The following is a 25,838-nucleotide window of genomic DNA, read 5'->3' as shown; positions in this document are numbered from 1 at the left end:
GAATTCAAGGTGAATCATGAGCCCCGGATACTTCATCAGCCGCGCGATCAAGGCCTTCAATATCGCGACGGGCTATCTCTCGGCCTTTCTGATCGTACTGGCGACCTGCGTTCTCGTCTTCGAGGTGGCAGTCCGATATTTCTTTGCCTGGCCCACCGACTGGGAAATCGAGTTCAGCGTGATGCTGCTGGTCGCCTCCAGTTTCCTGGCGGCCGCCCATACCCAGCTGAACCGCGGTCATGTGACGATCGAAATTCTCGACGAAGTCACACCGCATAGCTGGACCCAGTGGCGGATGGCCCTGTCCGATCTGCTGTCCCTGCTGTTTTGCGTGTTCATTGCCTGGAACAGCTGGCATCTGTTCTACGAAGCCTGGAGCGAGGGGCGGATGAGCGATACCTCGTGGGCACCGGAGATGTGGCCGGTATTCGCCACCATGGCAATCGGCATGACCTCGCTGTCGCTGCAGATCTTCGTCCAGTTCATCGAGGATTCGTTGCCGGAAGCGATGCGCTCCCACCAGGCGCCGGCACAGCATAACGCGGCCATCCAGGTCGCCATCGAACGTATTCAACACGACGTGGAAGGAGCCGGCAAATGAGCACGGGAACCCTGGGCCTGCTCTACGCGGCAGCCACTTTCCTCTTTCTTTTCTCGGGCATGCCGATCGCCTTTGCCGTTGGCTCGGTCGCGTTGATCTTCATGTATTTCTTCATGCCGGCCGCCCAGTTGTCGATCGTTGCCGAGACCATCTTCTCGGAACTGAACAGCTTCACGCTGCTGACCATTCCGTTGTTCATCATGATGGGTGCCGCGATCGGCAAATCACGGGCCGGCGCCGATCTTTACAACTCGCTGAACCGCTGGCTCTACAAGGTGCCCGGCGGGCTCGGGCTGGCCAATACCCTGGCTTGCTCGGTGTTTGCGGCAATGTGCGGTTCGTCGCCGGCAACCTGTTCGGCCATCGGTTCGTCCGGCATCCCGGAAATGCGCAAGCGGGGCTATTCGGAGCGTCTGGCGACCGGCCTGATCGCCGCGGGCGGCACGCTGGGCATCCTGATTCCGCCGTCGCTGACCCTGATCCTCTATGGGCTGGCGACCGAGCAATCGATCGGCAAGTTGTTCATGGCCGGTGTCGGTCCGGGGCTGCTGCTGACCGCGCTGTTTTCGATCTGGGTGATGTACAAGTCCTGGGCCGAGAAGAACGAGAAGATCACGGCGAGCAAAGCCAGCGGTGCCGGGTTGCCTGCCGTCGAATCCTACAACTGGCGCGAACGGCTTGAAACCTTGCCGCGGCTGATGCCTTTCCTGGGCCTGATCCTGATCGTCATGGTCGCGCTCTATGGCGGTTGGGCGACGCCGTCCGAAGTGGCCGGGATCGGTGCCTTCGGTGCCCTGCTGATGGTCATGAGCATCTACGGCTGCTGGCGCTGGGCCGACCTCAAGGTGATCCTCTCCGGCACCGCCCGCGAGTCGTCGATGATCATGATGATCATCGCCATGTCCTTCCTGTACACCTATGTGATGAGCTATCTGCACATCACCCAGTCGGCCGCCGCCTGGATGATCTCGCTCAACCTCGGCAAGTGGGAGTTCTTCCTCTGGGTCAACGTGCTGCTCATCGTGCTCGGTTTCTTCCTGCCGCCGGTCGCCATCATCCTGATGGTCACGCCGATCATCCTGCCGGCGCTCAATGCATTGGGCATCGACCTGATCTGGTTCGGCGTGATCATGACCATCCTGATGGAAATGGGCCTGATTCACCCGCCGGTCGGCCTGAACCTGTTCGTGATCAGCGGCATCGCGCCGGACATCAAGCTCAAGGAAATCATGTGGGGCACCGTTCCCTTCCTGCTGCTGATGGCGCTGGGCATCGTGCTGCTGTGCATTTTCCCGGAAATCGCCACCTGGCTGCCTGCGCAGTACAGCGGTTCCTGATCCGAGGAGACGGTTCTCATGAATGCACCACTTTCCCGCAACTGGGACAGCCTGCGGCAGAGCCGGCGCGACCGCCTGGCGCGGGCTGCCAGTCAGGATTTTGCCAGGGCCGTTCCTGCCGATCGCATCGTCGATCTGCTGGAAGCCGTGATCCTGCCCGGCGATCGTGTCTGCCTGGAAGGCAACAACCAGAAACAGGCGGATTTCCTGGCCGAGTCGCTGGCCGACTGCGATCCGGCGCGTCTGAATAACCTCCAGATGGTCCAGTCCGTGCTGGCCTTGCCCAGTCATGTGGACCTTTTCGAGCGCGGCCTGGCAAGCCGCCTCGATTTTTCCTTCTCCGGCCCGCAAGGCGGGCGGCTGGCCAAACTGGTCCAGGAGCGGCGCATCGAGATCGGGGCGATCCATACCTACCTCGAACTGTTCGGGCGCTACTTCATGGATCTGACGCCCAATGTCGCGCTGATCGCGGCCCAGGCGGCCGATGCCGAAGGCAATCTCTACCTCGGGCCGAACACCGAGGATACGCCGGCCATCGTCGAAGCGACTGCGTTCAAGGGCGGCATCGTCATCGCCCAGGTCAACGAACGCCTCGACAAGCTGCCACGCGTCGACATACCGGCCGATTGGGTCGATTTCACCGTCCAGGCGCCGCACCCGAATTACATCGAGCCCTTGTTCACCCGCGACCCGGCGCAGATCACCGAGGTCCAGGTGTTGATGGCGATGATGGCGATCAAGGGCATTTATGCCGAGTACGGCGTCACCCGGCTGAACCACGGTATCGGCTTCGATACGGCGGCGATCGAGTTGCTGCTGCCGACCTATGCTGCCGAGCTCGGGCTGAAAGGCAAGATCTGCACGCATTGGGCGTTGAACCCGCATCCGACGCTGATTCCGGCGATCGAATCGGGTTTCGTCGAGTCGGTGCACAGTTTCGGTTCGGAGGTCGGCATGGAAGCCTATGTCGCAGCCCGTTCCGATGTCTTCTTCACCGGTGCCGACGGCAGCATGCGTTCCAATCGCGCCTTCTGCCAGACGGCGGGGCTCTATGCCTGCGACATGTTCATCGGTTCGACGCTGCAGATGGACCTGGCCGGCAACAGTTCGACGGCGACGCTGGGCCGGATCGCCGGTTTCGGCGGGGCGCCGAACATGGGCTCCGACCCGCATGGCCGACGCCACGTCAGTCCGGCCTGGTTGAAGGCCGGTCGCGAGGCCGGCGGTGCGAATGCGGTGCGCGGCCGCAAACTGGTCGTGCAGATGGTCGAAACCTTCCGCGAACACATGGCGCCGGTCTTCGTCGAGGAACTCGACGCCTGGAAGCTGCAGGCCGCGATGGGTGCCGAGTTGCCGCCGATCATGATCTACGGCGACGACGTCAGCCATGTGGTGACCGAGGAAGGGATCGCCAACCTGCTGCTCTGCCGGACGCCGGAAGAGCGGGAACAGGCGATTCGCGGGGTCGCCGGCTATACCGCGGTCGGCCTCGGGCGAGACCGGCGGACGGTGGAGAACCTGCGCGACCGCGGCATCATCCGTCGCCCGCAGGATCTCGGTATCGACCCGCGGATGGCCAGCCGCGATCTGCTGGCGGCCCGCTCGGTCAAGGATCTGGTTCGCTGGTCGGACGGCCTGTACGCGCCGCCGGCCCGTTTCCGCAATTGGTGAGCGCTATGGAAATACTGACTTTCGAATATCCCTCGGCACCGCTGGCCCTGGCCGGCCAGCCGGCACTGTGCGGCGTCGTCGGTTCGGGCAACCTGGAAATCCTGATCCGTGCCGGCGAGCGGCCAGATTATTGCCGGATACGCATCCACACCTCGGCCCGCGGCTTTGGCGAGATCTGGCAGGCGGTGATCGGTGAATTCGCCGCCGGCAATGCTGCCGGCGGAACCGAGATCGCCATCAATGACATGGGGGCGACGCCGGCCATCGTTTCGCTCCGGCTGGTGCAGACCCTGGCCGAATATGCAGGAGAGCGGCAATGAAGCGTGACTTCAATTTGCGGCGCAGCTGGTTCGAGGCCTCGGCCCGTGCCCGTCTGGCCGGTTTGCTCGATGCCGGCAGCGGCAAGGAACTGTTGCCGCCGGCGGCGGCCGAGCCCAGTCCGCATCTGGCGGCGCTCGGTTTGCCCGGTGCCTTCGACGACGGCGTTGTCGTCGGCAGCGGCCGGCTGGCTGGCCGGCCGGTGCTGTTTGCCGCACAGGAAGGCCAGTTCATGGGTGGCGGCGTCGGCGAGATTCACGGTGCCAAGATCGTCGGCCTGCTGCGCCGTGCCTTGCGCGAGGGACCGGATGCCGTACTGTTGCTGCTCGACTCTGGCGGTGTCCGGTTGCACGAAGCCAACGCCGGCCTGATCGCCATTTCGGAAATCATGCGGGCCGTGCTCGCGGTGCGAGCCGCCGGCATCCCGGTGATCGGCCTGATCGGCGGCAGCTGCGGCGCTTTCGGCGGCATGGGGATCGTCGCCAAGCTGTGCTCGCACCTGGTCATTTCGGAAGAGGGGCGGCTGGCCCTGTCCGGCCCGGAAGTCATCGAAACGGTGGCCGGTGTCGAGGAATTCGATGCGCGCGACCGGGCCCTGGTCTGGCGTGTCACCGGCGGCAAGCACCGTTTCCTGATGGGCGATTGCCAGGCTTTCGTCGACGACGATCCGGCGGCCTTCCGCGCGGCGGTCGAAGCCCTGCTGGCCGAATCGCCGGTGGATGTAGATGAACTGGCCCAGCTGCGCCGGCAGCAGGCCGCCCTGACGCAGCGGCTAGCCGTCTTCGGCCAATGTCGCGATGGTCTCGAGGTCTGGCAGGCGCTCGGCGTTGCGGCACCGGAAAACGTCCCGATGCTCGACGCCCGGGCGCTCGTTTCGCTCAAGGAAGGACTCTCCGCATGAAGCTCAACGACATTCTCGACGCGCTGTTTCCCGAAGGACATCGGGTTGACCGCAACGACAAGGTGCTGATCGGCGAAGCCACGCTGGGCGGACAGAGCATCGCCGTGCTTGGCACCACCGACGCGGCGGCGGTCGACCACGCGATCGCCTTGTCTTTGGCCGCTGCCGTGCTGGCGACGATCGAAAAGCATCCCGGCCGACCGCTGCTCTTCCTGGTCGATACCAGCGGCCAGGCCCTGTCGCGCAGCCAGGAACTGCTCTGCCTCAACGGCTCGCTGGCGCACCTGGCCGAATGCGTCGATCTGGCGCGTCGGCGCGGACATCCGTCGGTGGCCTTGGTCACCGCCAACGCGGTCAGCGGCGGTTTCCTGTCTTTCGGACTGATGGCCGATGTCGCCTATGCCTTGCAGGACGCGCAGGTGCGTGTGATGGACCTGCGGGCGATGTCGCGGGTGACCAAGATTCCGCTCGAGCAACTGGGCGAACTGGCCGGCAATTCGCCGATCTTTGCGCCGGGGGCCGAGAATTACCAGCGCATGGGCGGCATCGAGGCGATCTGGCCGTCGCCGTCGCCGAGCCTGCTGGCCGCCGCACTGGACGAAGCGGTCGGGCGGTGCCGGGCCGGCGACCCGCGGATGGCGATCGGCCGGGTGCGCGGCGGACGGCAGCTGGCGGCGACCATCGCCGAACGGGTCGCCGGGGATTGAGCATGTTGCGTCACGACCGGGTTTACCTGCGACCGCAGGCGGTTGTCGCGTCGCCTTGCGCGGCGCCCGATTCGCCGGCTCAAGCGGCGCTCGATGCCTGGCTCGGGGCGAATCGCCCTTTTGTCGCCGCCCGCCAGGCGGCTTCCGGCGACCGTTTGGCGCTCGGCCTGTGCCTGCCGCTGGCGCAGGAACGCCGGCGCCTGTCGTTGCAGGTGGTGGCCGGCGACATCGCCGCCGTGCTGCCGCCGCTGGGCATCGACGATTGTCTGGACAGCCTCGACGCGGTCGACCGCAGCGCCTTGCAAAGCTTGCAGGAAACCCTGGCACGATGCGGGGTGCGGGTCGGCGTCTACGGTTCGCTGGCCTGGCAGACCTCGTCCGGTGAAGCCTATCGCCGGGCCGGTTCGGACATCGACCTGATCGTCGATGTCGACCGGCGCGACCAATGCGCTGCCGCGCTCGGTGCGTTGCTCGAGGCCGATCGCCGGGCTGCGTCGCGGATCGACGGCGAGTTGCGTTTTGCCGGCGATCTGGCGGTCGCCTGGCGCGAATTGCTGCCGATGCTGGTCGGGGATGTGGCGGGCAAGGTCCTGGCCAAGGGCGAACGACAGGTCGGCCTGTTCGCCATCGGCGAACTGCTGGCTCGGCTGAGTCCGGCCTGAGGCGGATGCGATGAGGCAGAACGGACCATCCCCGCTGGCCGGTGCCGCCCAGCCCGCCGGCGGCGCGCTGTCCGGTGGCGATGCCGCGCGCCGCATCGGATGCCTGGCGGTGCGCGGGCTGTACCGCGAGGTGGCGCTGAACCACAAACCCGGGCTGGTTACGCCGGCCAGTTGCGGCAGCCACCGCGACATGGATTTCCACACCTTCACGCGCAGCCTGCATGCGCTGCGCAGCTACTTTCCGGCGATTGCCGCGCTCGGGCTGGAAAGCCCGGAATTCCCGGCCTTGCAGGGGCTGGGCGTCGCCGCCGAAAGGCGCATGCTGCAGGCGACTGCTGGGGTCAACACGCATCGCGGGGCAATTTTCAACCTCGGCCTGCTTTGTGCCGCCGCCGGTCTGTTGACCGCCAGCGGCGAGCTGCCGCGACCGGCCTCGATGTGCGCCGTCGTCCGCGAGCGTTGGGGCGAGGGCATCCTGGCCTCGGCTGCGTCGCCGCTGGCGGACGACGGCAGCCACGGCTTGCAGGTGGCCCGCCGTTACGGTGCCGGGGGGGCCCGGCAGGAGGCGGCGGCCGGTTTTCCGTCGGTGCGCGATATCGGCCTGCCGGCTTACCGGGCGGCGCTGCTGGCGACCGGCGATCCGGCGCTGGCCGCGACCCAGGCACTGTTCAGCCTGATTGCCGAGGTGGAGGACAGTAATCTGCTGTACCGCGGCGGGCCGCCCGGGCTGGCGTTCGGGCAGCGCCTGGCGCGTGGCTTCCTGGCGGCCGGTGGGGTACTGGCCGACGACTGGTCAGGCCGGGCGGCTGCCATCGACCGCGAATTCGTTGCCCGTCGCCTGAGTCCCGGCGGCAGTGCCGACCTGCTCGGCGTCACCTTGTTCCTGGCCGAGGCCGGAGTCTTGCGGTGAACCGGCTGGCCATCCTGTTTTCCGGCCAGGGCGGTCAGGCGGCGGGGCACTGGACCTTCCTGCACGAGCAGGCCGATGCCGAGATCGCCGAGGCGCTGGTTCGCTGCCTGCCCGGCTGGTCCGCCGGATGCCCGCCGACGGCAGAACAATTGGCCGGCAACGCGCTGGCCCAACCGCTGATCGTTGCGCAGCAGATGCTGCTCTGGTCACGGCTGGCCGGGCGCTTGCCGAAGCCGGTCTGCCTGGCCGGCTATTCGCTGGGCGAACTGAGCGCCTGTGCCGCTGCCGCCGGCCTGGCGCCGGCCACGGCCATCGCGCTGGCGGCCGAGCGGGCACGCCTGATGGATGCCGCGGCGCCCGGCGACTACGGCATGATCGCCGTTCTCGGCCTGAGCGAATCGACGGTCGTCGAAGCGGCCGCCATCCTCGGCCTGGAAATGGCAATTCGCAACGGCCCCGCGCACTTCGTGCTGGCCGGGCCGCTGGCTGGACTGCCGGTGGCGGAAGCGGCGTTTGCCGCACGGGGGGCGAGCCGGGTCAGCCGGCTCGCCGTCAGGACGCCGTCGCATACGTCGCGCCTGGCTGCGGCAACCCCGGCGTTTGCCGCCCAACTCGCCGGATTGCCGGCAAAACCGCTGAGTTTTCCGGTGCTCAGTGCCGTCGATGCCGTGGCTCATCGTCATACTGACCGGGCTTTCCCGGCCCTGGCCCGCCAGCTTTCGTCCCGCCTCGACTGGGCCGGTTGCCTGAATGCAGTGCGCGAATTGCAACCGGACGCCGTGCTGGAAATCGGGCCGGGCAACGCCCTGGCCCGCATGTGGGAGGAGCTCGACAGCGGCATTCCGGCCCGGGCCAGCGACGATTTTCGCACGCTCGACGGGTTGCTCGGCTGGCTGAACCGGGTGTTGGCGGCCTGAGCATGCGAGGCGCGGGCATGGCGGTTTTTCGTTTCCTGAAGAAGGAATGGTTTCTCGGCGGCATGATCGGCGCCGTCGTGCTGGCCGCATTCACTGCCGAATGGGGACGCGGCGGCGGGCCGCTGCATGGCGATCTGCTGGCCGATGCGGCCATCGCCCTGGTCTTTTTCCTGCACGGGCTGGGGATTTCGACCCGGGCGTTGCGCAACGGCATGCTGCGCTGGCGCGTGCATCTGTTCGTGCAGTCCTGCACCTTCGTCGTCTTTCCGCTGATCTGGGTGGTCGCCTACGCGCTGGTCGGGCGCTGGCTGCCGCCGGGGCTGGCGCTCGGCTTCTGCTATCTGTGTGTGCTGCCGTCGACCATTTCGTCGTCGGTGGCGATGACCGCCATGGCGCGCGGCGACGTGCCGGTGGCGATCTTCAACGCCACCTTGTCCAGCCTGCTCGGCATTGTCGCCACGCCGCTGCTGGTGGCGGCCTTCACCGGCGTGCAGGGGCATGGCTGGTCGATGTGGGATGCCGTCGTCGGCATCGCCCGCCTGCTGCTCCTGCCGCTGCTGCTCGGCCAGCTCCTGCGGCCGGTGCTGCACGGCTGGCATGCCCGGCACAAACATCTGGTCCATCGGCTCGACCGCTGGGCGATCCTGTTGCTGGTCTATACCGCTTTCTGCGATTCGACCGCTTCCGGTTTGTGGCGTGACAACGGGCCCGATGTGCTGCTCACGGCGCTGCTCGGCGCGGCGTTGATCCTGGCGCTGGTCCTCTGGCTGACGACCCGGGTGGTGCGGCGCCTCGGCTTTTCGGTGGAGGAGGAGATCGCCGCGGTGTTCTGCGCTTCCAAGAAGACGATGGCGTCCGGCGTGCCGATGGCGCGTCTGCTGTTCGGCCTGCATCCGTCGATGGGGCTGATCCTGCTGCCGGTCATGCTCTACCACCAGTTGCAACTGTTCGTCTGCGCCTGGATGGCCAGCCGCTATGCGGCTCGTGCCGACGACGGCCGCTGAATTTCCTTCGATTCCTGCGGTCGACCGCAAGAGCGGCGCAATTCTCGCCGGGGTTTGTCCGGCCGATGTCGTTGGGCTATAAATGAAGTGACAATGACATTGGGAGGTGTGCCATGGAAAGCGACCCGCTGCGCCGGAACAACGTTAACGTCACTGGCCGTACCGATGCCCGGAACACCCTGCTGTTCGTCAATGGCCTGGGCGCCGATCAGACGATCTGGTCGCAGGTCGTGCCGGCCTTCGCGCGGGACTGGCGGATCGTGCTGTTCGACCACGTCGGATCGGTCGACTCGAATTTCGAGGATTTCCGTGCCCGGCAGTCGCACTACCTGAACGCCAGCGGTTATGCCGAGGACCTGCTGCAGATCGTCGCCGCGCTGGGACTGCCGCAGCCGCCGGTGGCGGTTGGACATTCGATCGGCGGGCTGGCGCTGCTGCTGGCCAGCGTCAGGCAAGCCGAAGCCTTCGCCCGTCTGGTGCTGATCGGCACCTCGCCGCGTTATCTGGATGCGGCGGGCTATCGCGGCGGTTTCACCACGGCCGACATCCACGCCACCTACGCGGCCCTGGACGGTGATTATCCCGCCTGGGTCAGCGCCTTCAGCCGCGCTGCGCTGGGCGAATCTTCGCCGCCCAATCTGGCCGAGCGTTTTGCCGGGACCATGGGCCGTGTCCCGAAGGAACTGATGCTGACGATCGTCTGTTCGGTGTTGCAGACCGACCATCGCGCCGCACTGCCCCTGGTCCGCGTGCCGGTGCTGATTGCCCAGTCGTCGGCCGACTATTTCGTGCCGCGCGAAACCGCCGATTACCTGCACGCGCAGATTCCGGGCAGCCGGATGGCGATCATCGACGCGATCGGCCACTTGCCGCATCTGACGGCACCGGAAGCGCTGGTGGACGGCATCCGGGCCTTCGTCGAAGCCGGCGAGGGGCTTGCCTGCTAGCACGCAGGCATTCCCACGGTCGGGTTTAAAAACTACAATCGCATGCTTTCGACCCGGCTTCCGGTGATTTCCGCCGGGTTGGCCAAACACTTTCCCGGAGAAAATCATGTCCCCTGTCAAGAATGCCGCGGCGCTCGGCGCCGTCGCCCTGCTTGCCGCGCTGGCCGGTTGCGCGACCGAAGAATCCCGCGCCCTGGGTACGCAGCAGACGGTTGCGGCATCGCGTCCCTACGCCGGTCAGCGCCAGCCGATTTCGGTCGGCAAGTTCGACAATCGCTCGAGTTTCATGCGCGGCGTCTTCTCCGACGGCGTCGACCGCCTCGGCAGCCAGGCCAAGACCATCCTGGTCGCCCATCTGCAGCAGACCAACCGCTTCTCCGTCCTCGATCGCGAGAATATGGCCGAGATCAAGCAGGAGGCAGGGATCAGCGGCAAGGCACAGACCCTCAAGGGCGCCCGCTACGTGTTGACCGGCGACGTCACCGAATTCGGCCGCAAGGAAGTCGGCGACCACCAGCTGTTCGGGATTCTCGGCCGCGGCAAGCAACAGGTGGCCTACGCCAAGGTGATGGTCAATGTGGTCGATGTGCAGACCTCCGAAGTGGTTTTCTCGGCAGCCGGTGCCGGTGAATACACGCTGTCGAATCGCGAGGTGATCGGCTTCGGCGGCACCGCCAGCTACGATTCGACCTTGAATGGCAAGGTGCTCGACCTGGCGATCCGGCAAGCCGTCGATGCCTTGGTCGATGGTATCGAGCGGGGCGCCTGGCGGCCTGGCAACTGACCGGTGGCATTCATGAAAACCGGATTCACGAAGGGCCTGCCGCTCGCCGTGGCGCTTGCCGTATCGCTCACTGCCTGCGTATCGCGGCCGCAGCCCTTGTATTACTGGGGAAATTTCTCCGATCAGCAGTACGCCTATTTCAAGGGTGCCGTCGGGCCGGAAGAGGCTATCCAGGCGCTGGAGCAGGTCCGCGAGGAAGCGCGTTCGGCAGGCCGCGCATTGCCGCCGGGCCTGCAGGCGCATCTCGCCCTGCTCTATGGGCAGACCGGCCGCACCGACCTGTTCGAGCGCAATCTGCTGGCCGAACGCGAGCAGTATCCGGAAAGCGCGACCTATGTCGATTTCCTGTTGAAGACCAAGCGTCCGGTCGACGGGAGCAAACCATGAAAAAGCCGACCCTTTCCGTGCTGCGCGCCGTCGTCATCGCGCTTTCCACCCTGGCGCTCGGCGCCTGCGCGACGAACCGTCCGGCCGCCGACTACACGGCCTTCAAGGCAGCCCGCCCGGCCTCGATCCTGGTGTTGCCGCCGGTCAACAACTCGCCCGATATCGCGGCGACCTACAGCATGATGTCGCAAGCCACCGTGCCGCTTGCCGAGTCGGGCTATTACGTCTTCCCGGTCACCCTGGTCGATGAAACCTTCAAGCACAACGGCTTGACCAGCCCGCCGGACATCCACGCGGTGGCGCCGGCCAAGTTGCGCGAGATCTTCGGCGCCGACGCCGCGCTGTACATCACGGTCAAGCAGTACGGGACTTCTTACGCGATCCTGGCCAGCGAGACCCGGGTGACGGCGGATGCCCGCTTGGTCGATCTGCGCAGCGGCGCCATCCTGTGGAACGGCAGTGCGACGGCTTCCAGCGCCGAGGGCGATAACGGTGGCGGCGGTCTGGTCGGCATGCTGGTCAAGGCGGCGATCCGCCAGATCGTCGAGACGATCAGCAGCCAGGGCCATATCATCGCCGCCCGGACGAGCGGCCGGCTGCTCAGTGCCGGGATGCCGAACGGCATCCTCTACGGGCCGCGCTCGCCGATGTACCTGAAGGAAGGCATGCCGGCCAGCCGCTGAGTTCGCGCCGGCCGAAAGGACAACGGGCATCCCGCGCGGGATGCCCGTTTTTCATGTGCAAAAAAACGGGGCCGAAGCCCCGTTGACCGCAGGAGAGAGATGCGGCGATCACTTGCCTTCCGGCTCGTCCTTCTTCTTGTCGTTGCCCGGGATGTACGGCGACCACGGGGCGGCCTTGACCGGGCCCGGCGTCTTCCAGACGACGTTGAACTGGCCGTCGGCCTTCACTTCGCCGATGAACACCGGCTTGTGCAGATGGTGGTTCTTTTCGTCCATCTTCACCGTGAAACCGGACGGTGCCTTGAAGCTCTGGCCGCCCATCGCGGCGATGACCTTGTCGACATCGGTGGACTTGGCCTTCTCGACGGCCTGCTTCCACATGTGGATGCCGATGTAGGTGGCTTCCATCGGATCGTTGGTGACGACCTTGTCGGCGTTCGGCAGCTTCTGCTTCTTCGCCCACTCCTTGTACATCTTCACGAACTTGGCGTTTTCCGGGTTCTTGATCGACATGAAGTAGTTCCACGACGCCAGGTGGCCGACCAGCGGCTTGGTATCGACGCCGCGCAGTTCTTCCTCGCCGACCGAGAAGGCGACGACCGGCACGTCGGTGGCCTTCAGGCCGGCGTTGCCCAGTTCCTTGTAGAAGGGCACGTTGGAGTCGCCGTTGATGGTCGACACGACGGCGGTCTTCTTGCCTTCGGAAGCGAACTTCTTGATCTTGGCGATGATGGTCTGGTAATCGCTATGACCGAACGGGGTGTATTCCTCCATGATGTCGGCGTCGGCGACGCCCTTCGACTTCAGGAAGGCGCGCAGGATCTTGTTGGTGGTGCGCGGATAGACGTAGTCGGTGCCGAGCAGCACGAAGCGCTTGGCCGAGCCGCCGTCCTTGGACATCAGGTATTCGACCGCCGGGATGGCTTGCTGGTTGGGCGCGGCGCCGGTGTAGAAGACGTTCTTTTCCAGCTCTTCGCCTTCGTACTGCACCGGATAGAAGAGCAGGCCGTTGAGTTCCTTGTACACCGGCAGCACCGACTTGCGCGACACCGAGGTCCAGCAGCCGAAGGTCACGGCAACCTTGTCCTGGGCCAGCAACTGGCGGGCCTTTTCGGCGAACAGCGGCCAGTTGGAAGCCGGATCGACGACCACCGGCTCCAGTTTCTTGCCGAGCACGCCGCCGGCCTTGTTGATCTCGTCGATGGTCATCAGCGCCGTTTCCTTGAGCGCCGTTTCGGAGATGGCCATGGTGCCGGACAGCGAGTGCAGGATGCCGACCTTGATGGTGTCGGCGGCATGGGCGCTCATGCCGATGGTGGACAGCGCGGCGGCCAGTACGGTGGCCTTGATGAAGGTACGACGATTGCTCATGGAAAAGCTCCTCGGGTGATGGTTTTGAATCCTGTCGAAGACCGTTTGTTGCGGTGCAGCGTCAGATTAAGGAGCCGGGGAGTCGCGGGAAATACGTCAGATTGCGTAGGGGTACGCAGCGGGGAAGGGCGTAGCGCCGGCCGCGGCCGGCGCGTCGTTCCGGATCAGTGTTCGGCGAGCAGGTCGAGGGCCAGCGCCTCGGCCACCTTGATGCCGTCCACGCCGGCCGACAGGATGCCGCCGGCGTAACCGGCGCCTTCGCCGGCCGGGTAGAGGCCGCGCGTGTTCAGGCTCTGCAGGTCGTCGCCGCGCTTGATGCGGATCGGCGACGAAGTGCGTGTCTCGACGCCGGTCAGGATCGCGTCGGCCATCGCATAGCCGCGGATCTGCCGCTCGAAGGCCGGAATCGCCTCGCGCAGCGCCTGGATCACGTAGTCCGGCGCGCAGCTTGCCAGATCGGTCAGGCGCACGCCGGGCTGGTAGGACGGTTCGACCTGGCCGAGCGCGGTCGACGGCCGGCCGGCGAGAAAATCCCCGACCCGCTGGGCCGGCGCCCGGTAATCGCTGCCGCCGGCGATGAAAGCCTGGCTTTCCCAGTGGCGCTGGAATTCCATGCCGATCAGCGGATCGACCCTGGCGTCGCCGGGGAAGTCTTCCGGATTCACATTGACCACCAGCGCCGAATTGGCGTTGCGCTCGGCGCGCGAATACTGGCTCATGCCGTTGGTCACCACGCGACCGGGCTCCGACGTGGCGGCCACCACCTGACCGCCCGGACACATGCAGAAACTGTAGGCGGCGCGGCCGTTGCTGGCGTGATGCACCAGCTTGTAGTCGGCGGCGCCGAGAATCGGGTTGCCGGCGTTCGGGCCGAAACGGGCGTGGTCGATCAGCGTTTGCGGATGCTCGATGCGGAAGCCGATGGCGAAGGGCTTGGCTTCGACATAGACGCCCTGTTCGTGCAGCGTGCGGAAGGTGTCGCGGGCGCTGTGGCCGACGGCCAGCACGACGTGCCGGCTGGCGATATGCTCGCCGTCGGCGAGGAACAGGCCGCGCACCTGCTGCACGCCGTCGGCGGTTTTTTCCAGATCCAGGCGGTCGACCCTGGCATTGAAGCGGATTTCACCGCCCAGCTCGACGATCTTGGCGCGGATGTTCTCGACCATCTTGACCAGCCGGAAGGTGCCGACGTGCGGCTTGCTGACGTAGAGGATTTCTTCCGGTGCGCCGGCCGCGACGAATTCTTCCAGCACCTTGCGGCCGCGGAACTGCGGATCGCTGATCTGGCTGTACAGCTTGCCGTCCGAGAAGGTGCCGGCGCCGCCTTCACCGAACTGGACGTTCGATTCGGGATGCAGCGTGTTCTTGCGCCATAGGTCCCAGGTGTCGCGCGTGCGTTCGCGCACCACCTTGCCGCGTTCGAGGACGATCGGCCGCAGCCCCATCTGGGCCAGCAGCAGGCCGGCCATGAAACCGCAGGGGCCCATGCCGATGACCACCGGTCGTTCGCTCAGCCCGGCCGGCGCATGGGCGACGTACTGGTAGGCGAAATCCGGGGTCGGGCCGACGTTGCGGTCGTCGGCAAAACGGGCCAGGACGGCCGCTTCGTCGCGCAGTGTCAGGTCCAGCGTGTAGATCAGCTGGATGTTGCGCTTGTTGCGCGCGTCGTAGCCACGCCGGTAGATCGACAGGTCGAGCAATGCGTCGGCTGCCAGCCGGAGACGTTCGCAGACGGCCGGGCGCAGCGCGTCCGGCGCGTGGTCGAGGGGCAGCTTGAGTTCGGTCAGGCGCAGCATGGCGGTGGAATCAGCGGGCCTTGAAGGTCGAATGGCAGGATTTGCAGGTGTCGTAGGCCGCCTTGTAGGGGGCGTCGACCTGCTTGGCGTCCTTGCTGCGCGCCGCTTCGAGCAGCGCGTCGGTGGCCTTGAAGAAGGCCTGACGTTCGGCCTCGAACTTTTCCGGCTGCTGCCAGACGGCCGGCGTCGCCTTGGTCGGCGGGTAGTCGGTGTCCGGCCCGAAATGCGACCACGGGCCATCGCGCTTGGCGACCACGGCTTCGGCGAAGCCGAGGAAACGCTCGGCATCGTAACGGTCCTCGCGCAGCATCTTGCCCATCGGCTCGAAGCTGCGCAGGATGTCCTTGAAGGCTTCCTGGCGGGTTTTCACCGGCTGGCCGGGGCGAGTGTCCTCGGGGGTGCCGCAGGCGGCGAGCAATAGTGCGGTCGACAGCAGCAGAAAGCAGTTTTTCAGTGACTTGCGCATGATTCGGGGCGGGCTGGCGGGTCGGGGAGCGAATTATACGGGCTGTCGCGCGGGCGGCGTTAGAATGGCCCCGTCGATTGCCCGCTTTGCCTCTGCCCATGCGCTTTTCCAGACTTTTCCTGAATCGCCTGCAAGACCAGCCGGAAGCGACCGACACGGTGGTCGTCATCGATGTGCTGCGCTCCTTCACGACGGCTGCCGTCGCGCTGTCGCGCGGTGCCCGGGCGGTGTACCCGGTGGCTGCGGTCAGTGCCGCCATCGAACTGGCGGCGCAACTGGACGACAGCGTGACGGTCGGTGCCATTGCCGGCGGCGATCCGGCGCCCGGTTTTGCCTGGGGCAACAGTCCGAGCGAACTGCTGCAGGCCGAGTTGGCCGGCAAGGCCGTGGTGATGAGCACGGCCGCCGGCGTGCGCGGGCTGCAGCGTTTTCACCGCGCCCGCCATCTGTACGCGGCCAGCCTGGCCTGTGCCGGGGCGACCGCCGAACTGATCCGGCGCAGCGGTGCCGGCCATGTCTGTTTCGTGATCACCGGGGAATGGGTCGATCGCGATGGCGACGAAGATATCGCCTGCGCCGACTGCATCGAAGCCCTGTTGTGCGGTCGACCGGCCGATCCGGCGGTTTTTGCCCGGCGCGTGCGCGAATCGGATTTCGGCCGCCGCTTCGGCCAGCCGGCCTGGCCGAACCTGCCGATGGCAGATCTGACATTGTGTGCGCAGGTCGATAGCGTCGATTTCGCGATGCCGGTTCGGCGTCTTGAGAGCGGGATGCTGATTCAGCCGGTATTTCGCTGATTTCGATATTGTTTCCGCATGCAGCCTTATGCGGAAACAATGTTCGATTAGTGTTAAAACCGTGTTTTATTTGTGGTCTAATGGCGTCCTTGGAGATTTTGTCGGAGTCCCGCCGCGCACGTCGCGTATTGCCATGGCCGCGTATTCATCCAACCAGCACTGCGTCGAAAAGCTGCTCGATCTTTCCGAGACGCATGCGATCGTCGCCACCGAGGACATCTACGACGAGAGCGGCTTCAAACTGCTGGCGCGCGGGGCACAGATTTCCCGCGAAATGCAGGATCGCCTGCTGCTGCGCAAGCTGAAGGCGCCGCTGGAAAGTTCGCTGTCGGTGCACGACGGCGTGACCGTCGGCGAACTGATGCAGGGCGCGCTGGCCCTGATCGAGGAATATCCCGCGTTGGCGCACATCGCCGGCGGGCGGATCGCGCGCGGCATCCTGCGCGACGGCAAGTCGCTGCACATTCCGCCGCCGCTCTGCCTGCTGCTCACCTGCGTGCGCAACGGCGATCCCGAAAGCTTCCGGCGGGCGCAGATCGTTGCTGCGATCTGCGCCGGCATCGCCGGGCAGCTCGACGCTTCCAGCCACGACGCCCAGCTGACGCTGGTTGCCTCGGCCTTGCACGACATCGGCGAAATCTACGTCAATCCCGAATTCCTGCACCCGCAGCGCCATCTGCTGCCGCGCGAATGGAAGCACGTGGCGACGCATCCGCATGTTGGCCAGTTGCTGATCCGCGACCTGACCAACCTGCCGGTCGGCGTCGGCGCCTGCGTCGCCCAGCACCATGAGCGCGAGGACGGCAGCGGTTATCCGGGGCAGTTGCCGCGCAGCGAGCAGCACCGGTTGTCCGCCTGGCTGGCGGTGGCCGATGCCGCTGCCGCGCTGATCGACCGCGGCGAGGAAAGCGGCGAGCGCATTTCGCTGGCCCTGCGCATCGTGCCGGAAGAGTTCGACCGGCAGACCAGCGACGTGCTGATCCGCGCGATGCAGCCGCTCGGCCATCGTGTTTCCCGCGATGCCCGCGAAGGCGACGAGACGCCGCAGGCCATGCTCGGCCGCCTGGAAGCGGCCAGCGGCGAACTGCGCAACATCGTCGACCGGCAGCGCGGCGACCTGCTGCATCAACTGTGCGACAAGGCGCTGGAACTGCTCGACGGCTTCATCAAGTCGGTGCGCGCGACCGGTCTGATCGATGTTGACGTACTCAGCGGCGAGGATCTGCGCGACGACGGCTTGCTTGCCGAAATGCAGGTGATCGTTAGCGAAGTGACCTGGCGCATGCGCAATCTGGCGCGCAATCTGTTCCTGCGCGTCGATGCCTGGAACGATGATTGCGCCATGAGCGAAATCCAGCGTGCCATCGAACTGCTCGACGGTGCGCCGGACGAATCCCGGCCCGCTGCCGCCTGATTTGGGCGCTGGCTGCGGTCGACCGCAATAAAACGGAAAAAACGCCGGAGACATAACCATGAAAGCCCTGCTTACCGGACATAGCCGCGGCCTCGGTGCCGCGCTTGCCAGTGAACTGCTCGGCCGCGGCATTCCGCTGCTCGGCCTGGCCCGCCAGCGCAATCCCGCGCTGGCCGCCGCCTACCCCGGATTGCTGTTCGAAGCCAGTCTGGACCTGGCCGATGCCGTCGCGCTGCGCGCCTGGCTGGACAGTGGCCGGATCGACGATTTCCTGGGCGGCGACGATGGCCCGTTGCTGCTGATCAACAACGCCGGCGTACTCGGGCCGATGGCCGCGCTCGACGCACAGGATGCCCGCGAGATTGCCACCGCGGTCGCCATCAACGTGACGGCGCCGCTGTTGCTCAGCGCCGCGCTCGCCCGCCGCCATGCCGGCGAACTGCGCATCCTGCACGTCTCCAGCGGTGCGGCGCGCAGCGCCTACCCGGGCTGGAGCATCTACGGCGCCAGCAAGGCCGCGCTCGACCACCATGCCCGCGGCGTCGCCGCCGACGGCCGCGCCAACCTGCGCATCTGCGCATTGGCCCCCGGCGTCGTCGATACCGACATGCAGACCCGTATCCGGGCCACGGCCGACGAACATTTTCCGCTCAAGGACAAGTTCGTCGCGCTGAAAGACGAAGGCCGCCTGAGTACCCCGCAAGCGGCGGCGCGTGCTGCGGTCGACTACCTGCTGAGCGAAAAATTCGGCAGCCAGCCGGTGGCGGATTTGCGGGAAATCGCCTGAGCCGGTGCGGCTGAGTGGCGTGTCACGGGCGGTCTGCCGTATCGGTGGATAAGGCTTCGCCGCGATGCCGCGGCAATTCGCAGCGACGCTGCGGATCGATGACCGGCTCGATGGCGAGCAAGGGGATTTCCGAACGGATCTGGCCAAAAATGGTGGCAAAGGCGACGTCTGCGGCGTCGCGGCCGGTGCCGATGCGCACGAAGCCCATCGGCATCGCGGTGCCGGACGGATCGAACATGTACCAGTTGCCGTCGAGATAGACCTCGACGTAGGCGTGGAAATCGGTCGGGCCGAGCATCGGGTCGGCGCCGTAATCCAGGCCGGAGACGAAGCGGGCGGGAATGTTCAGGGCGCGGCAGAGTGCGATCATCAAGTGCGCGAAATCGCGACAGACACCAAACTGCTGCTGCAGCGTGTCGATCGCGGAGGTGCTCGCGGTAGTGCTGCCCGAGACGAATTTCGTCCGCTGATTGACCCAGCGGCGAATCTGCTCGACGCGGCCGTAGCCCTTGGGCAGATGGCCGAAGGACTGGATGGCCAGGGCCTGCAGCTTGTCCGATTCGCAGTAGCGACTCGGATAGAGATAGGGGAGAACTTCCGCCGGCAGGTCGGCAACCGCGCTTTCGGCGATGTTTTCCGGGGCTGCGATGCAGTGATCGATCAGGACTTCGGCCCGGTAATCGATGCGCAAGGTTCCGGGCTGGGCGCGCAATCGCAGCAGCCGATGGTTGGCCGCCGGGGCGGGTCGGAGGACGAGCGCCACAGGCTGGCTGACCTGCAGGTTTTCGCCGAGAACGGTTTGCCGGACGGTTGCCGCGGCGTGAATGTTGAAGATGAAATCGGCGGGAGTGCCGAGGATTTCATAGGTCAGGCGGATGGAAAATTTCAGATGAACCATGATGTGGCGGACACGTTGTGCGTGCCCCGGAGGGTGATGCCCGATGGTCGCGCTCAGTTGCGGGGCGCGCGGCGCAGTCGGTAAGCCTTGTGGATGCAGCGCGTTTCGATTTCCTCGCCGGGGGCGACGGTACGGGCTGCATGATATTCGGCGTGCAGCAGTTCGACCGAGAAATATACCGAATACAGCGCGGCGATTTCGGACGACTGGCACATGCTGTCGTCCGCGTCATCCTCGTCGTCGAGATCTTCCACGGTCAGCAGCAGGATCTGGCAGTCCGCCGGCAGAATCGCGTGCAGGTGAGCCACGTAGTATTCGCGCAGGTTTTCCGGCAGCGCGGTCAGCGCGGCTCGGTCATAGACGGCCTGGACGCCGAGTAGGTCGGCTTCGGTCATGGCGAAGAAGTCGCCGCAGAAGATGGTCAGCTGTTGCTGGGTCCAGCGGGCCAGGTCGCCGTGGCTTTCGCGCTGCGGGCTCAGGTGCGCCGCCTTGAACAGTGCTTTCACCGCGACCGGGCTCAGTTCGACGCCGACGACCTGATGCCCCCGGTCGTGAAGCCACATGACGTCCAGGCTCTTGCCGCACAGCGGGACGAAGACCCGTTGCGTCGTGTCGAGGTCCAGTTGCGCCCAGAAGCGTGTCAGCAAGGGGTGAACGTGCGTCAGGTGAAAGGGAATGTGATTGGCGCGCCAACCCTCTTTCCAGAGCGCGTGATCCGGGTGAGCCATTAAGTTGCCTTCGCTGCATGTCGGGGGAGCCGCCGTCCGGCAGAACCGCGGGTGCGTGGGCTTTTCAAGACTCGTCGGGCTTGTTCAAGCGCCGACCACTATGCGCCCTTATCCGGCAAGAAGCAATTTCCGTCGCGCTGTCGGGCGGGCCCGATCTGGGATAATCGGGCCTTTTACCGCCAACCCGTCCCGTCATGTCCTCCATTGCTTCCCGTCTCGTCGATGCTGCCCGAACGCTGTCCCGCGAGGTTGACGCCATGCGCTTCGCGGCGCCGGTCAGTCACGTTTACAACCCGCTCGACTACGCCTGGGCGGTACATCGCGCTTATCTCGAGCGTTTTGGCGACGGGCCGAAGAAGGTGGTTTTCCTGGGCATGAATCCGGGGCCGTTCGGCATGGCGCAGACCGGCGTGCCGTTCGGCGAGATTGCCGCGGTGCGCGACTGGTTGGGGCTGTCCGGTGCGGTCGACAAGCCGGCGACGGAAAATCCGAAGAAGCCGGTCGAAGGCTTCGCCTGCAAGCGCGGCGAGGTCAGCGGACAGCGCCTGTGGGGCTTGTTCCGCGAGCGTTTCGGGACGCCGGAAGCATTCTTTGCCGAACATTTCGTCGCCAATTATTGTCCGCTGGTGTTCTTCGACGAGGGCCGCAACCTGACGCCGGACAAGCTGCCGGTACGCGAGGCCGGGCCGCTGCAGGAGGCCTGCGACGCACATCTGCGGCGACTGGTCGAGGCGGTGCAGGCCGAGTGGGTGATCGGCGTCGGCGCCTGGGCGGAAAAGCGGGCGATGATCGCGCTGGACGGCTTGCCGGTCCGCTTCGGGCGCATCCTGCACCCCAGCCCGGCCAGCCCGGCGGCGAACCGCGGCTGGGCGCCGGTGGCGAGCCGGCAATTGGTCGAACTGGGGTTGTGGGCGTAGCGTTTCCGAGCGATGCCTTGGCGATCAGCCCGTACTGAGCGCCACCTGGAAATCCTTGCTGAAGTATTTTTCGACGGTGCCGACCGGCATTGGCCGGGCGAACAGATAGCCCTGGGCGATCCGGCAGCCGTTGGCGAGCAGGGCTTCCCGCTGCTCCTGCGTTTCGACGCCTTCGGCAATGACATCCATACCCATGACGTCGGCCATGGCGATGATGGCGCGGGCAATGGCGCGATCGTTGGCATCATCGGCGATACCGTCGACGAAGCTGTGATCGATCTTGATTTCGTTGATCGGGTAACGCTTCAGGTAGCTCAGCGATGAATAGCCTGTGCCGAAATCATCCACCGACAGATGGACGCCGAGTTGCTGCAGCTCGCTGAGCATCTGCAGGGTGTAGTCGGTATCGTCCATCAGGGCATGCTCGGTCAGTTCTACTTTCAGATGGCACGGCTCGAGGCGGTATTCGTTGAGGGTGCGCGCGATCAGGCTTGGCACGTGGGCCTTGCGGAACTGCTTGGGCGACAGGTTGATCGCCACCCTCGGCGCCTGCAGCCCGGCCTGGCGCCAGGCGACGATCTGGGCGCACACGGCCTTGAGCACCCATTCGCCGATGGCGTCGATCAGGCCGATTTCCTCGGCCAGCGGGATGAACTTGTTGGGCGGTACCAGGCCGCGTTCGGCGTGATCCCAGCGCAGCAATGCCTCGAGGCCGGTCAGCTGGCCGGTCTGCATGTCGAGCTGCGGCTGATAGACGAGATGGAAGGCCTTGCTGGCCAGGGCTTGCCGCAGGTCGTTGATCAGGTACATGCGGTCGTGCGACAGGGTGCGCAGTTCGCCGGTAAAGAACTGGAAATTGTTCTTGCCGCGTTCCTTGGCACGGTACATCGCAATGTCGGCGTTCTTGAGCAGCGTCTGGCAGTCGTTGCCGTCGTCGGGATAGAGGCTGATGCCGATGCTGGCCGTGGTGAACACCTGCTTGCCGTCGAGCTGATGCGGTTGCGACAGGCTGTCGACGATGCGCTGGGCGGCGACGACCACTTCGCTGGGGCTCTCGATCTCGAAAATGATCGTGAATTCGTCGCCGCCGAAGCGCGAAACGGTGTCGCCAGCGCGGATGCAGAGCTTGAGCAGCTCGGCTACCTGCTTGATCAGGATGTCGCCGATGTCGTGGCCCATGGTGTCGTTGATCAGCTTGAAGTTGTCGACGTCAACGAACAGCACGGCCAGTTGCATCTGATTGCGTTCGCATTTGCTGATTGCCATTTTCAGCCGGTCGTTGAACAGCATGCGATTGGGCAGACCGGTCAGTTCGTCGTGCGTAGCCAGGTATTCGATGCGTTTCTGTGACTGCTTGACGACGCTGATGTCGCTGAAGATGCCGACATAGTTGACGACGCTGTCATTCGCATCCTTGACGCAGTTGATGGTCAGCCATTCGGGATAGAGGTCACCGTTCTTGCGCCGGTTCCAGACTTCGCCCTGCCACCAGCCGTTACTGGCGATCGATTTCCACATTTCCTCGAAGAATTCAGTGCTGTGCTTGCCCGAGCTGAGCATGGCCGGGGTGCGCCCGATCGCTTCGCGCTCGTTGTAGCCGGTGACCCGCTTGAAGGCGTCGTTGACGGTGAGAATGCGGGCATTGGCATCGGTGACCACGATCCCTTCGCCGGAATGGTCGAACACGCGGGCGGCGAGGCGCAGTTGATCCTCGGCATGCTTGCGTTCGGTGACATCGGTCGATTGGGTGCATACGGCGTAGACCACGCCGTCGTCGCCGTGCAGCGGAAAGCGGACCGAATGCAGGATGCGTTCGCCATGCACCGTCGGAACGCGCTCCTCGATTTCCTGCGCTTCGTTGTTGCGCAGCACCTCGAGGTCGCGCTGGCGGAATTCGTCGGCAATGCGCCCGCCGAACACCTGGCGGTCGGTCTTGCCGAGAACGCTGCCCGACTCGATCCCGAAATGCGCTTCGAATTTCTGGTTGATGAAGATGTAGCGCCCGGCCGTGTCCTTGAGGCTGGAAAGGGTGGGCGAGGCGTTCATGATGGCCATCAGCTTCTGCTGGTTGGTGCGCAGGATCTGTTCCGAGGTATGCAGTTCGGTGTCGTCGATCAGCAGGATGATGGCGCCGCGGATGCCGCGCGGCGAGACGTTGGGTGCGATATGCAGGGCGTAATGGCGGCTGATCGAGCTGATCGCTTGTTCGACCGGTTGGCCGTCGATGATCACCTGATGGACCAGATGGCTGAAATCCTGCATGCCGTGCGGTAGCTTGATGCGGTTCAGCGACATGCCGACGGCCGGCGCACCCAGCGTGAACAAGGCGGCCGCCAACTGGTTGAAGCGCTCGATCTCGAGGCCGCGATTGACCGAGATCAGCGGAAAACCGATGCAGTTCTGGATGCTTTCGAGGTCGTAATTGAATTCGAGCAATTGCGCGCTTTTGATCTGCAATTCCTCGTTGACCGTGGTCAGTTCCTCGTTGGTCGCCTGCAGTTCCTCGTTGGAGGCTTCGAGTTCCTCGTTGGATGACTGCAGCTCTTCATTGGCGGCCTGGACTTCCTCGTTCAGCGCCTGCATTTCCTCGTTCGAGGTTTCCAGTTCCTCGATGACCGCCTGCAGGTGTTCGCGCATGGCGACGATTTCGTCTTCCAGCGCGCGTACCGTCGTGCCGGCTTCGCCGGTGGCCGTGCCGACCGTGCTGCGATTCCTGGCGACGGACTCGAAGACGACCAGGAAGGGGGTGCCGGCGCTACCCGGTTCGAGCACATGGATGACCATCCGTACCGAGCGCTTGCCGTCCGCCAGCTTGAGCGCGCGCGGCCGGCCATAGGCCGTGCCTTGTTTGTGCTTGGCCTGGTGCACCAGGGTTTGCAGATCGGAGGCGAACTCGCGGCGGATCAGGTGCGGCAGGTCGAAATTTGGCCGGCCATCGCCGACGTTGAGGAAGTCGCCGACATTGCCCTGCAAGTGCAATATGTCGAAATTGCCGTTGATCAGGATGCCGGGCGGCTGATAGTAGCGGGCGGCGGCTTCCTGATAGAGCGTGGCGGCACTTTTCTCGATGATCTTTTCGGCTTCGGCGCCGGCCTTCTCGGCCGGCGACAGGACAAAGGCTCCGCCGGAAAGGTTGGGTCGGGTCAGCACGTTTTCCCGGCGGAAGATGCGGGCATCCTTGTGTACCGGCCCGAACAGGCTTTCCTGCTGGTAAACGTTCTCCGACTTGCCGAGAAAGAGCAGGCCTTCCGGGCGCAGGGCGTAGTGGAAGACGGAGAGGATGCGTGCCTGCAGTTCCGACTGGAAATAGATCAGCACATTGCGGCAGGTGATCAGGTCGAGACGCAGGAACGGTGGGTCCTGGACGAGATCCTGGCGGGCGAAGACGACCATTTCGCGCAGGGTTTTCGAAACCTCGTAAGCATCGTTGCGCGGCACGAAGTAGCGGGCAACCAGCTCGGCATCCAGGGAGCCGATGGCCGATGCGGAATAGACGCCCTTGCGGGCGATCGCCATGGCATTGAGATCGAGATCGGTGGCGAAGATCTGGACGCGCAGGTTGGCCAGCGCCGGGCCGCCGTGTTCGCAGAGCAGGATGGCGATCGAATAGGCTTCCTCGCCGGTGGCGCAACCGGCGACCCAGATGCGTAGTTCGTCGCCGGGACGCTTCTCCAGCAATACGCCGTCGAGCACCTGTCCCAGTGCCTCGAAGGCAGCCGTGTCGCGGAAGAAGGAGGTCACCGAAATCAGGACGTCCTTGTAGAGCAGATCCAGTTCATCGGGGACCGCATCGACATGGGCGAGATATTCCTCGAGGGAAATCATGCGATTGGCCGCCATGCGCCGCTCGATCCGCCGCCAGATGGTGTTTTCCTTGTAGCCGTTGAGGTCGACCTTGGTGTGCTGGCGGACCTTGGCCAACAGCTTCTTCAGCGTTGAGGCGCTGCCCAGATTGTCTTCCGGCGGGGCCAGGTGTTCGCGCGAACGGGCGATTTCGGCGATGCGCCGGGCGATTTCGTCGGGAGGCAGAACCCAGTCGATGGTGCCGCTGTCGATGGCCGCCTGCGGCATGCCGGAATACTTGGCGCTGGCCGGTTCCTGGGCAAAGGTGAAACCGCCGGCCGCCTTGATGCTGCCAATGGCCTGGGCGCCGTCACTGCCGGTGCCGGAAAGGATGACGCCGATCGCATCGCCGCCGCGGGCTTCGGCAAGCGAGGCGAGGAAGACGTTGACCGATGGCTTGGGCGCTACCCGGGGTGGCGTCTCGATGAGCACGAAGGTGTCGCCCTCAAGCGTCAGGTTATGGTTGGCCGGTGCGATGAAGATGGTGTTGGCTTCGAGCAAGCCGCCGTCTTCCGCTTCGCGCACGGCCATCTCGGTGTCGCGGCCGAGCAACTGGGCCATCATGCTGCGGTAGGTTGGCGAGAGATGCTGGATGACGACGTAGCAGATGCCGAGATCGACCGGCAGATGCGAGATCAGCGCGGTGAGCGCCTCGAGGCCGCCGGCCGAGGCGCCGATGCCCACCACGTAGCGGGGCGAGGTCGGTACGAAATTCCTTGTGCGGTGATTCTCCTGCTCGATCGCTTCACCGTCTTGCGATGTTGCGCGCAGGTTTTCTTCGGACGTCCCCATACCGGTGCCACCTTATTCTGTTGGATGCAAAAGGAACCGTGCTTGGCGGCGATACGGCGGTCACGGTGCGATTCGGTGGCGACTGATGCGACGCCTTTCGTTAGCTGTTCGGCATCCTACGGGCTTTTCCATAATGGTCAAAGGGTTTTTCCATGCGCAATACCTTCAGCCGGCAGCGGTAGGCTGGTCAATCGTCCGGC

Annotated in this window: 24 protein-coding genes; 18 read left to right on the top strand and 6 right to left on the bottom strand. The window is 65.2% G+C overall.

What is annotated here, in order from left to right; all coding sequences use genetic code 11:
• The first annotated feature begins 16 nt into the window (after positions 1-16).
• The 14 genes from L0962_RS08245 (at position 17) to L0962_RS08180 (ending at position 11,829) form a co-directional block, all read left to right on the top strand.
• The gene (locus L0962_RS08245; protein WP_234085882.1) at positions 17-601 is read left to right on the top strand and encodes a TRAP transporter small permease subunit; all 585 of its coding nucleotides are present in this window, start codon (positions 17-19) and stop codon (positions 599-601) included.
• On the top strand, positions 598-1,938 hold the full coding sequence (locus L0962_RS08240; RefSeq protein ID WP_234085881.1) for a TRAP transporter large permease: 1,341 nt from the start codon (positions 598-600) through the stop codon (positions 1,936-1,938). The genes L0962_RS08245 and L0962_RS08240 overlap by 4 nt, the downstream gene beginning before the upstream one ends.
• An 18-nt stretch (positions 1,939-1,956) precedes the next feature.
• Positions 1,957-3,609 (top strand): malonate decarboxylase subunit alpha, encoded by a 1,653-nt coding sequence (gene mdcA / locus L0962_RS08235; RefSeq protein ID WP_234085880.1) that lies wholly within the window; start codon positions 1,957-1,959, stop codon positions 3,607-3,609.
• Between the two features lie 5 nt (positions 3,610-3,614).
• Entirely contained in the window at positions 3,615-3,929 is a 315-nt protein-coding gene (mdcC, locus tag L0962_RS08230; RefSeq protein ID WP_234085879.1) for a malonate decarboxylase acyl carrier protein, read from the top strand.
• Positions 3,926-4,828, top strand: coding sequence for a biotin-independent malonate decarboxylase subunit beta (locus L0962_RS08225; RefSeq protein WP_234085878.1), 903 nt, complete (start codon positions 3,926-3,928; stop codon positions 4,826-4,828). The genes mdcC and L0962_RS08225 overlap by 4 nt, the downstream gene beginning before the upstream one ends.
• On the top strand, positions 4,825-5,535 hold the full coding sequence (mdcE, locus tag L0962_RS08220; protein WP_234085877.1) for a biotin-independent malonate decarboxylase subunit gamma: 711 nt from the start codon (positions 4,825-4,827) through the stop codon (positions 5,533-5,535). The genes L0962_RS08225 and mdcE overlap by 4 nt, the downstream gene beginning before the upstream one ends.
• 2 nt (positions 5,536-5,537) lie before the next feature.
• Positions 5,538-6,197 carry a malonate decarboxylase holo-[acyl-carrier-protein] synthase gene (mdcG, locus tag L0962_RS08215; RefSeq protein WP_234085876.1) on the top strand — a complete coding sequence of 220 codons (660 nt, stop codon included), beginning with the start codon at positions 5,538-5,540 and terminating at the stop codon, positions 6,195-6,197.
• A 10-nt stretch (positions 6,198-6,207) separates the two neighbouring features.
• Positions 6,208-7,107 (top strand): triphosphoribosyl-dephospho-CoA synthase MdcB, encoded by a 900-nt coding sequence (gene mdcB, locus L0962_RS08210; protein ID WP_234085875.1) that lies wholly within the window; start codon positions 6,208-6,210, stop codon positions 7,105-7,107.
• A complete protein-coding gene (locus L0962_RS08205; protein ID WP_234085874.1) occupies positions 7,104-8,024 on the top strand; it encodes an acyltransferase domain-containing protein in 921 nt (306 codons plus the stop codon). Before mdcB ends, L0962_RS08205 begins: the two co-directional genes overlap by 4 nt.
• Before the next feature lie 17 nt (positions 8,025-8,041).
• Complete coding sequence (locus L0962_RS08200; protein ID WP_234085873.1) at positions 8,042-9,028, top strand: bile acid:sodium symporter family protein; 987 nt, start codon at positions 8,042-8,044, stop codon at positions 9,026-9,028.
• A gap of 113 nt (positions 9,029-9,141) precedes the next feature.
• Positions 9,142-9,975 (top strand): alpha/beta fold hydrolase, encoded by an 834-nt coding sequence (locus L0962_RS08195; protein WP_234085872.1) that lies wholly within the window; start codon positions 9,142-9,144, stop codon positions 9,973-9,975.
• A gap of 106 nt (positions 9,976-10,081) precedes the next feature.
• Positions 10,082-10,759: a CsgG/HfaB family protein gene (locus L0962_RS08190; RefSeq protein ID WP_234085871.1), complete on the top strand. Its 678-nt coding sequence runs from the start codon at positions 10,082-10,084 to the stop codon at positions 10,757-10,759.
• Positions 10,760-10,771: 12 nt separating this feature from the next.
• Positions 10,772-11,146 carry a DUF4810 domain-containing protein gene (locus tag L0962_RS08185; RefSeq protein WP_234085870.1) on the top strand — a complete coding sequence of 125 codons (375 nt, stop codon included), beginning with the start codon at positions 10,772-10,774 and terminating at the stop codon, positions 11,144-11,146.
• Positions 11,143-11,829 (top strand): DUF799 domain-containing protein, encoded by a 687-nt coding sequence (locus tag L0962_RS08180; protein WP_234085869.1) that lies wholly within the window; start codon positions 11,143-11,145, stop codon positions 11,827-11,829. The genes L0962_RS08185 and L0962_RS08180 overlap by 4 nt, the downstream gene beginning before the upstream one ends.
• 108 nt (positions 11,830-11,937) lie before the next feature.
• Here the strand turns inward: L0962_RS08180 and urtA are convergent, their stop codons facing one another.
• The 3 genes from urtA to L0962_RS08165 all read right to left on the bottom strand — a co-directional run bounded on the left by urtA (position 11,938) and on the right by L0962_RS08165 (position 15,462).
• Positions 11,938-13,200 (bottom strand): urea ABC transporter substrate-binding protein, encoded by a 1,263-nt coding sequence (urtA, locus tag L0962_RS08175; RefSeq protein WP_255680731.1) that lies wholly within the window; start codon positions 13,198-13,200, stop codon positions 11,938-11,940.
• 164 nt (positions 13,201-13,364) lie between these two features.
• A complete protein-coding gene (locus L0962_RS08170; protein ID WP_234085868.1) occupies positions 13,365-14,996 on the bottom strand; it encodes an NAD(P)/FAD-dependent oxidoreductase in 1,632 nt (543 codons plus the stop codon).
• A 10-nt stretch (positions 14,997-15,006) separates the two neighbouring features.
• Positions 15,007-15,462 (bottom strand): cytochrome c, encoded by a 456-nt coding sequence (locus tag L0962_RS08165; protein ID WP_234085867.1) that lies wholly within the window; start codon positions 15,460-15,462, stop codon positions 15,007-15,009.
• 98 nt (positions 15,463-15,560) lie between these two features.
• Here L0962_RS08165 and L0962_RS08160 point away from each other — a divergent pair, with 98 nt between their 5' ends.
• From L0962_RS08160 to L0962_RS08150, 3 genes are all read left to right on the top strand, one after another.
• Positions 15,561-16,259: a 2-phosphosulfolactate phosphatase gene (locus L0962_RS08160; RefSeq protein ID WP_234085866.1), complete on the top strand. Its 699-nt coding sequence runs from the start codon at positions 15,561-15,563 to the stop codon at positions 16,257-16,259.
• Positions 16,260-16,392: 133 nt separating this feature from the next.
• Positions 16,393-17,673, top strand: coding sequence for an HD-GYP domain-containing protein (locus tag L0962_RS08155; protein WP_234085865.1), 1,281 nt, complete (start codon positions 16,393-16,395; stop codon positions 17,671-17,673).
• A 58-nt stretch (positions 17,674-17,731) separates the two neighbouring features.
• Positions 17,732-18,460 (top strand): SDR family oxidoreductase, encoded by a 729-nt coding sequence (locus L0962_RS08150; protein WP_234085864.1) that lies wholly within the window; start codon positions 17,732-17,734, stop codon positions 18,458-18,460.
• A gap of 22 nt (positions 18,461-18,482) precedes the next feature.
• Here L0962_RS08150 and L0962_RS08145 read toward each other — a convergent pair whose 3' ends face one another.
• On the bottom strand, positions 18,483-19,358 hold the full coding sequence (locus L0962_RS08145; RefSeq protein WP_234085863.1) for a transglutaminase family protein: 876 nt from the start codon (positions 19,356-19,358) through the stop codon (positions 18,483-18,485).
• 53 nt (positions 19,359-19,411) lie between these two features.
• Positions 19,412-20,086, bottom strand: a complete 675-nt coding sequence (locus L0962_RS08140; protein WP_234085862.1) for a thiopurine S-methyltransferase — start codon at positions 20,084-20,086, stop codon at positions 19,412-19,414.
• A 194-nt stretch (positions 20,087-20,280) separates the two neighbouring features.
• On the opposite strand from L0962_RS08140, the gene L0962_RS08135 reads away from it, so the two are divergent.
• On the top strand, positions 20,281-21,003 hold the full coding sequence (locus L0962_RS08135) for a uracil-DNA glycosylase family protein (protein WP_234085861.1): 723 nt from the start codon (positions 20,281-20,283) through the stop codon (positions 21,001-21,003).
• 24 nt (positions 21,004-21,027) lie between these two features.
• Here the strand turns inward: L0962_RS08135 and L0962_RS08130 are convergent, their stop codons facing one another.
• Complete coding sequence (locus L0962_RS08130) at positions 21,028-25,638, bottom strand: EAL domain-containing protein (RefSeq protein ID WP_234085860.1); 4,611 nt, start codon at positions 25,636-25,638, stop codon at positions 21,028-21,030.
• Positions 25,639-25,838 lie beyond the last annotated feature (200 nt).

The sequence above is a fragment of the Azonexus sp. R2A61 genome (genome assembly GCF_021401135.1).
In the GTDB taxonomy this organism is placed as follows: Bacteria; Pseudomonadota; Gammaproteobacteria; order Burkholderiales; family Rhodocyclaceae; genus Azonexus.
The sequence above is the reverse complement of the archived record's forward strand: the minus strand, read 5'-3'. Positions and strand labels throughout refer to the sequence as shown.

Bases quoted from the DNA above. Each gene is read 5' to 3' on its own strand.
- L0962_RS08150 (WP_234085864.1), top strand. From the start codon at position 17,732: ATGAAAGCCCTGCTTACCGGACATAGCCGCGGCCTCGGTGCCGCGCTT.
- L0962_RS08195 (WP_234085872.1), top strand. From the start codon at position 9,142: ATGGAAAGCGACCCGCTGCGCCGGAACAACGTTAACGTCACTGGCCGT.
- L0962_RS08185 (WP_234085870.1), top strand. From the start codon at position 10,772: ATGAAAACCGGATTCACGAAGGGCCTGCCGCTCGCCGTGGCGCTTGCC.
- L0962_RS08245 (WP_234085882.1), top strand. From the start codon at position 17: ATGAGCCCCGGATACTTCATCAGCCGCGCGATCAAGGCCTTCAATATC.
- L0962_RS08180 (WP_234085869.1), top strand. From the start codon at position 11,143: ATGAAAAAGCCGACCCTTTCCGTGCTGCGCGCCGTCGTCATCGCGCTT.
- L0962_RS08170 (WP_234085868.1), bottom strand. From the start codon at position 14,996: ATGCTGCGCCTGACCGAACTCAAGCTGCCCCTCGACCACGCGCCGGAC.
- L0962_RS08135 (WP_234085861.1), top strand. From the start codon at position 20,281: ATGTCCTCCATTGCTTCCCGTCTCGTCGATGCTGCCCGAACGCTGTCC.
- L0962_RS08200 (WP_234085873.1), top strand. From the start codon at position 8,042: ATGGCGGTTTTTCGTTTCCTGAAGAAGGAATGGTTTCTCGGCGGCATG.
- L0962_RS08225 (WP_234085878.1), top strand. From the start codon at position 3,926: ATGAAGCGTGACTTCAATTTGCGGCGCAGCTGGTTCGAGGCCTCGGCC.
- L0962_RS08145 (WP_234085863.1), bottom strand. From the start codon at position 19,358: ATGGTTCATCTGAAATTTTCCATCCGCCTGACCTATGAAATCCTCGGC.
- L0962_RS08130 (WP_234085860.1), bottom strand. From the start codon at position 25,638: ATGGGGACGTCCGAAGAAAACCTGCGCGCAACATCGCAAGACGGTGAA.
- L0962_RS08160 (WP_234085866.1), top strand. From the start codon at position 15,561: ATGCGCTTTTCCAGACTTTTCCTGAATCGCCTGCAAGACCAGCCGGAA.
- mdcA (WP_234085880.1), top strand. From the start codon at position 1,957: ATGAATGCACCACTTTCCCGCAACTGGGACAGCCTGCGGCAGAGCCGG.
- L0962_RS08190 (WP_234085871.1), top strand. From the start codon at position 10,082: ATGTCCCCTGTCAAGAATGCCGCGGCGCTCGGCGCCGTCGCCCTGCTT.
- mdcB (WP_234085875.1), top strand. From the start codon at position 6,208: ATGAGGCAGAACGGACCATCCCCGCTGGCCGGTGCCGCCCAGCCCGCC.
- urtA (WP_255680731.1), bottom strand. From the start codon at position 13,200: ATGAGCAATCGTCGTACCTTCATCAAGGCCACCGTACTGGCCGCCGCG.
- L0962_RS08140 (WP_234085862.1), bottom strand. From the start codon at position 20,086: ATGGCTCACCCGGATCACGCGCTCTGGAAAGAGGGTTGGCGCGCCAAT.
- L0962_RS08155 (WP_234085865.1), top strand. From the start codon at position 16,393: ATGGCCGCGTATTCATCCAACCAGCACTGCGTCGAAAAGCTGCTCGAT.
- mdcE (WP_234085877.1), top strand. From the start codon at position 4,825: ATGAAGCTCAACGACATTCTCGACGCGCTGTTTCCCGAAGGACATCGG.
- mdcC (WP_234085879.1), top strand. From the start codon at position 3,615: ATGGAAATACTGACTTTCGAATATCCCTCGGCACCGCTGGCCCTGGCC.
- mdcG (WP_234085876.1), top strand. From the start codon at position 5,538: ATGTTGCGTCACGACCGGGTTTACCTGCGACCGCAGGCGGTTGTCGCG.
- L0962_RS08240 (WP_234085881.1), top strand. From the start codon at position 598: ATGAGCACGGGAACCCTGGGCCTGCTCTACGCGGCAGCCACTTTCCTC.
- L0962_RS08165 (WP_234085867.1), bottom strand. From the start codon at position 15,462: ATGCGCAAGTCACTGAAAAACTGCTTTCTGCTGCTGTCGACCGCACTA.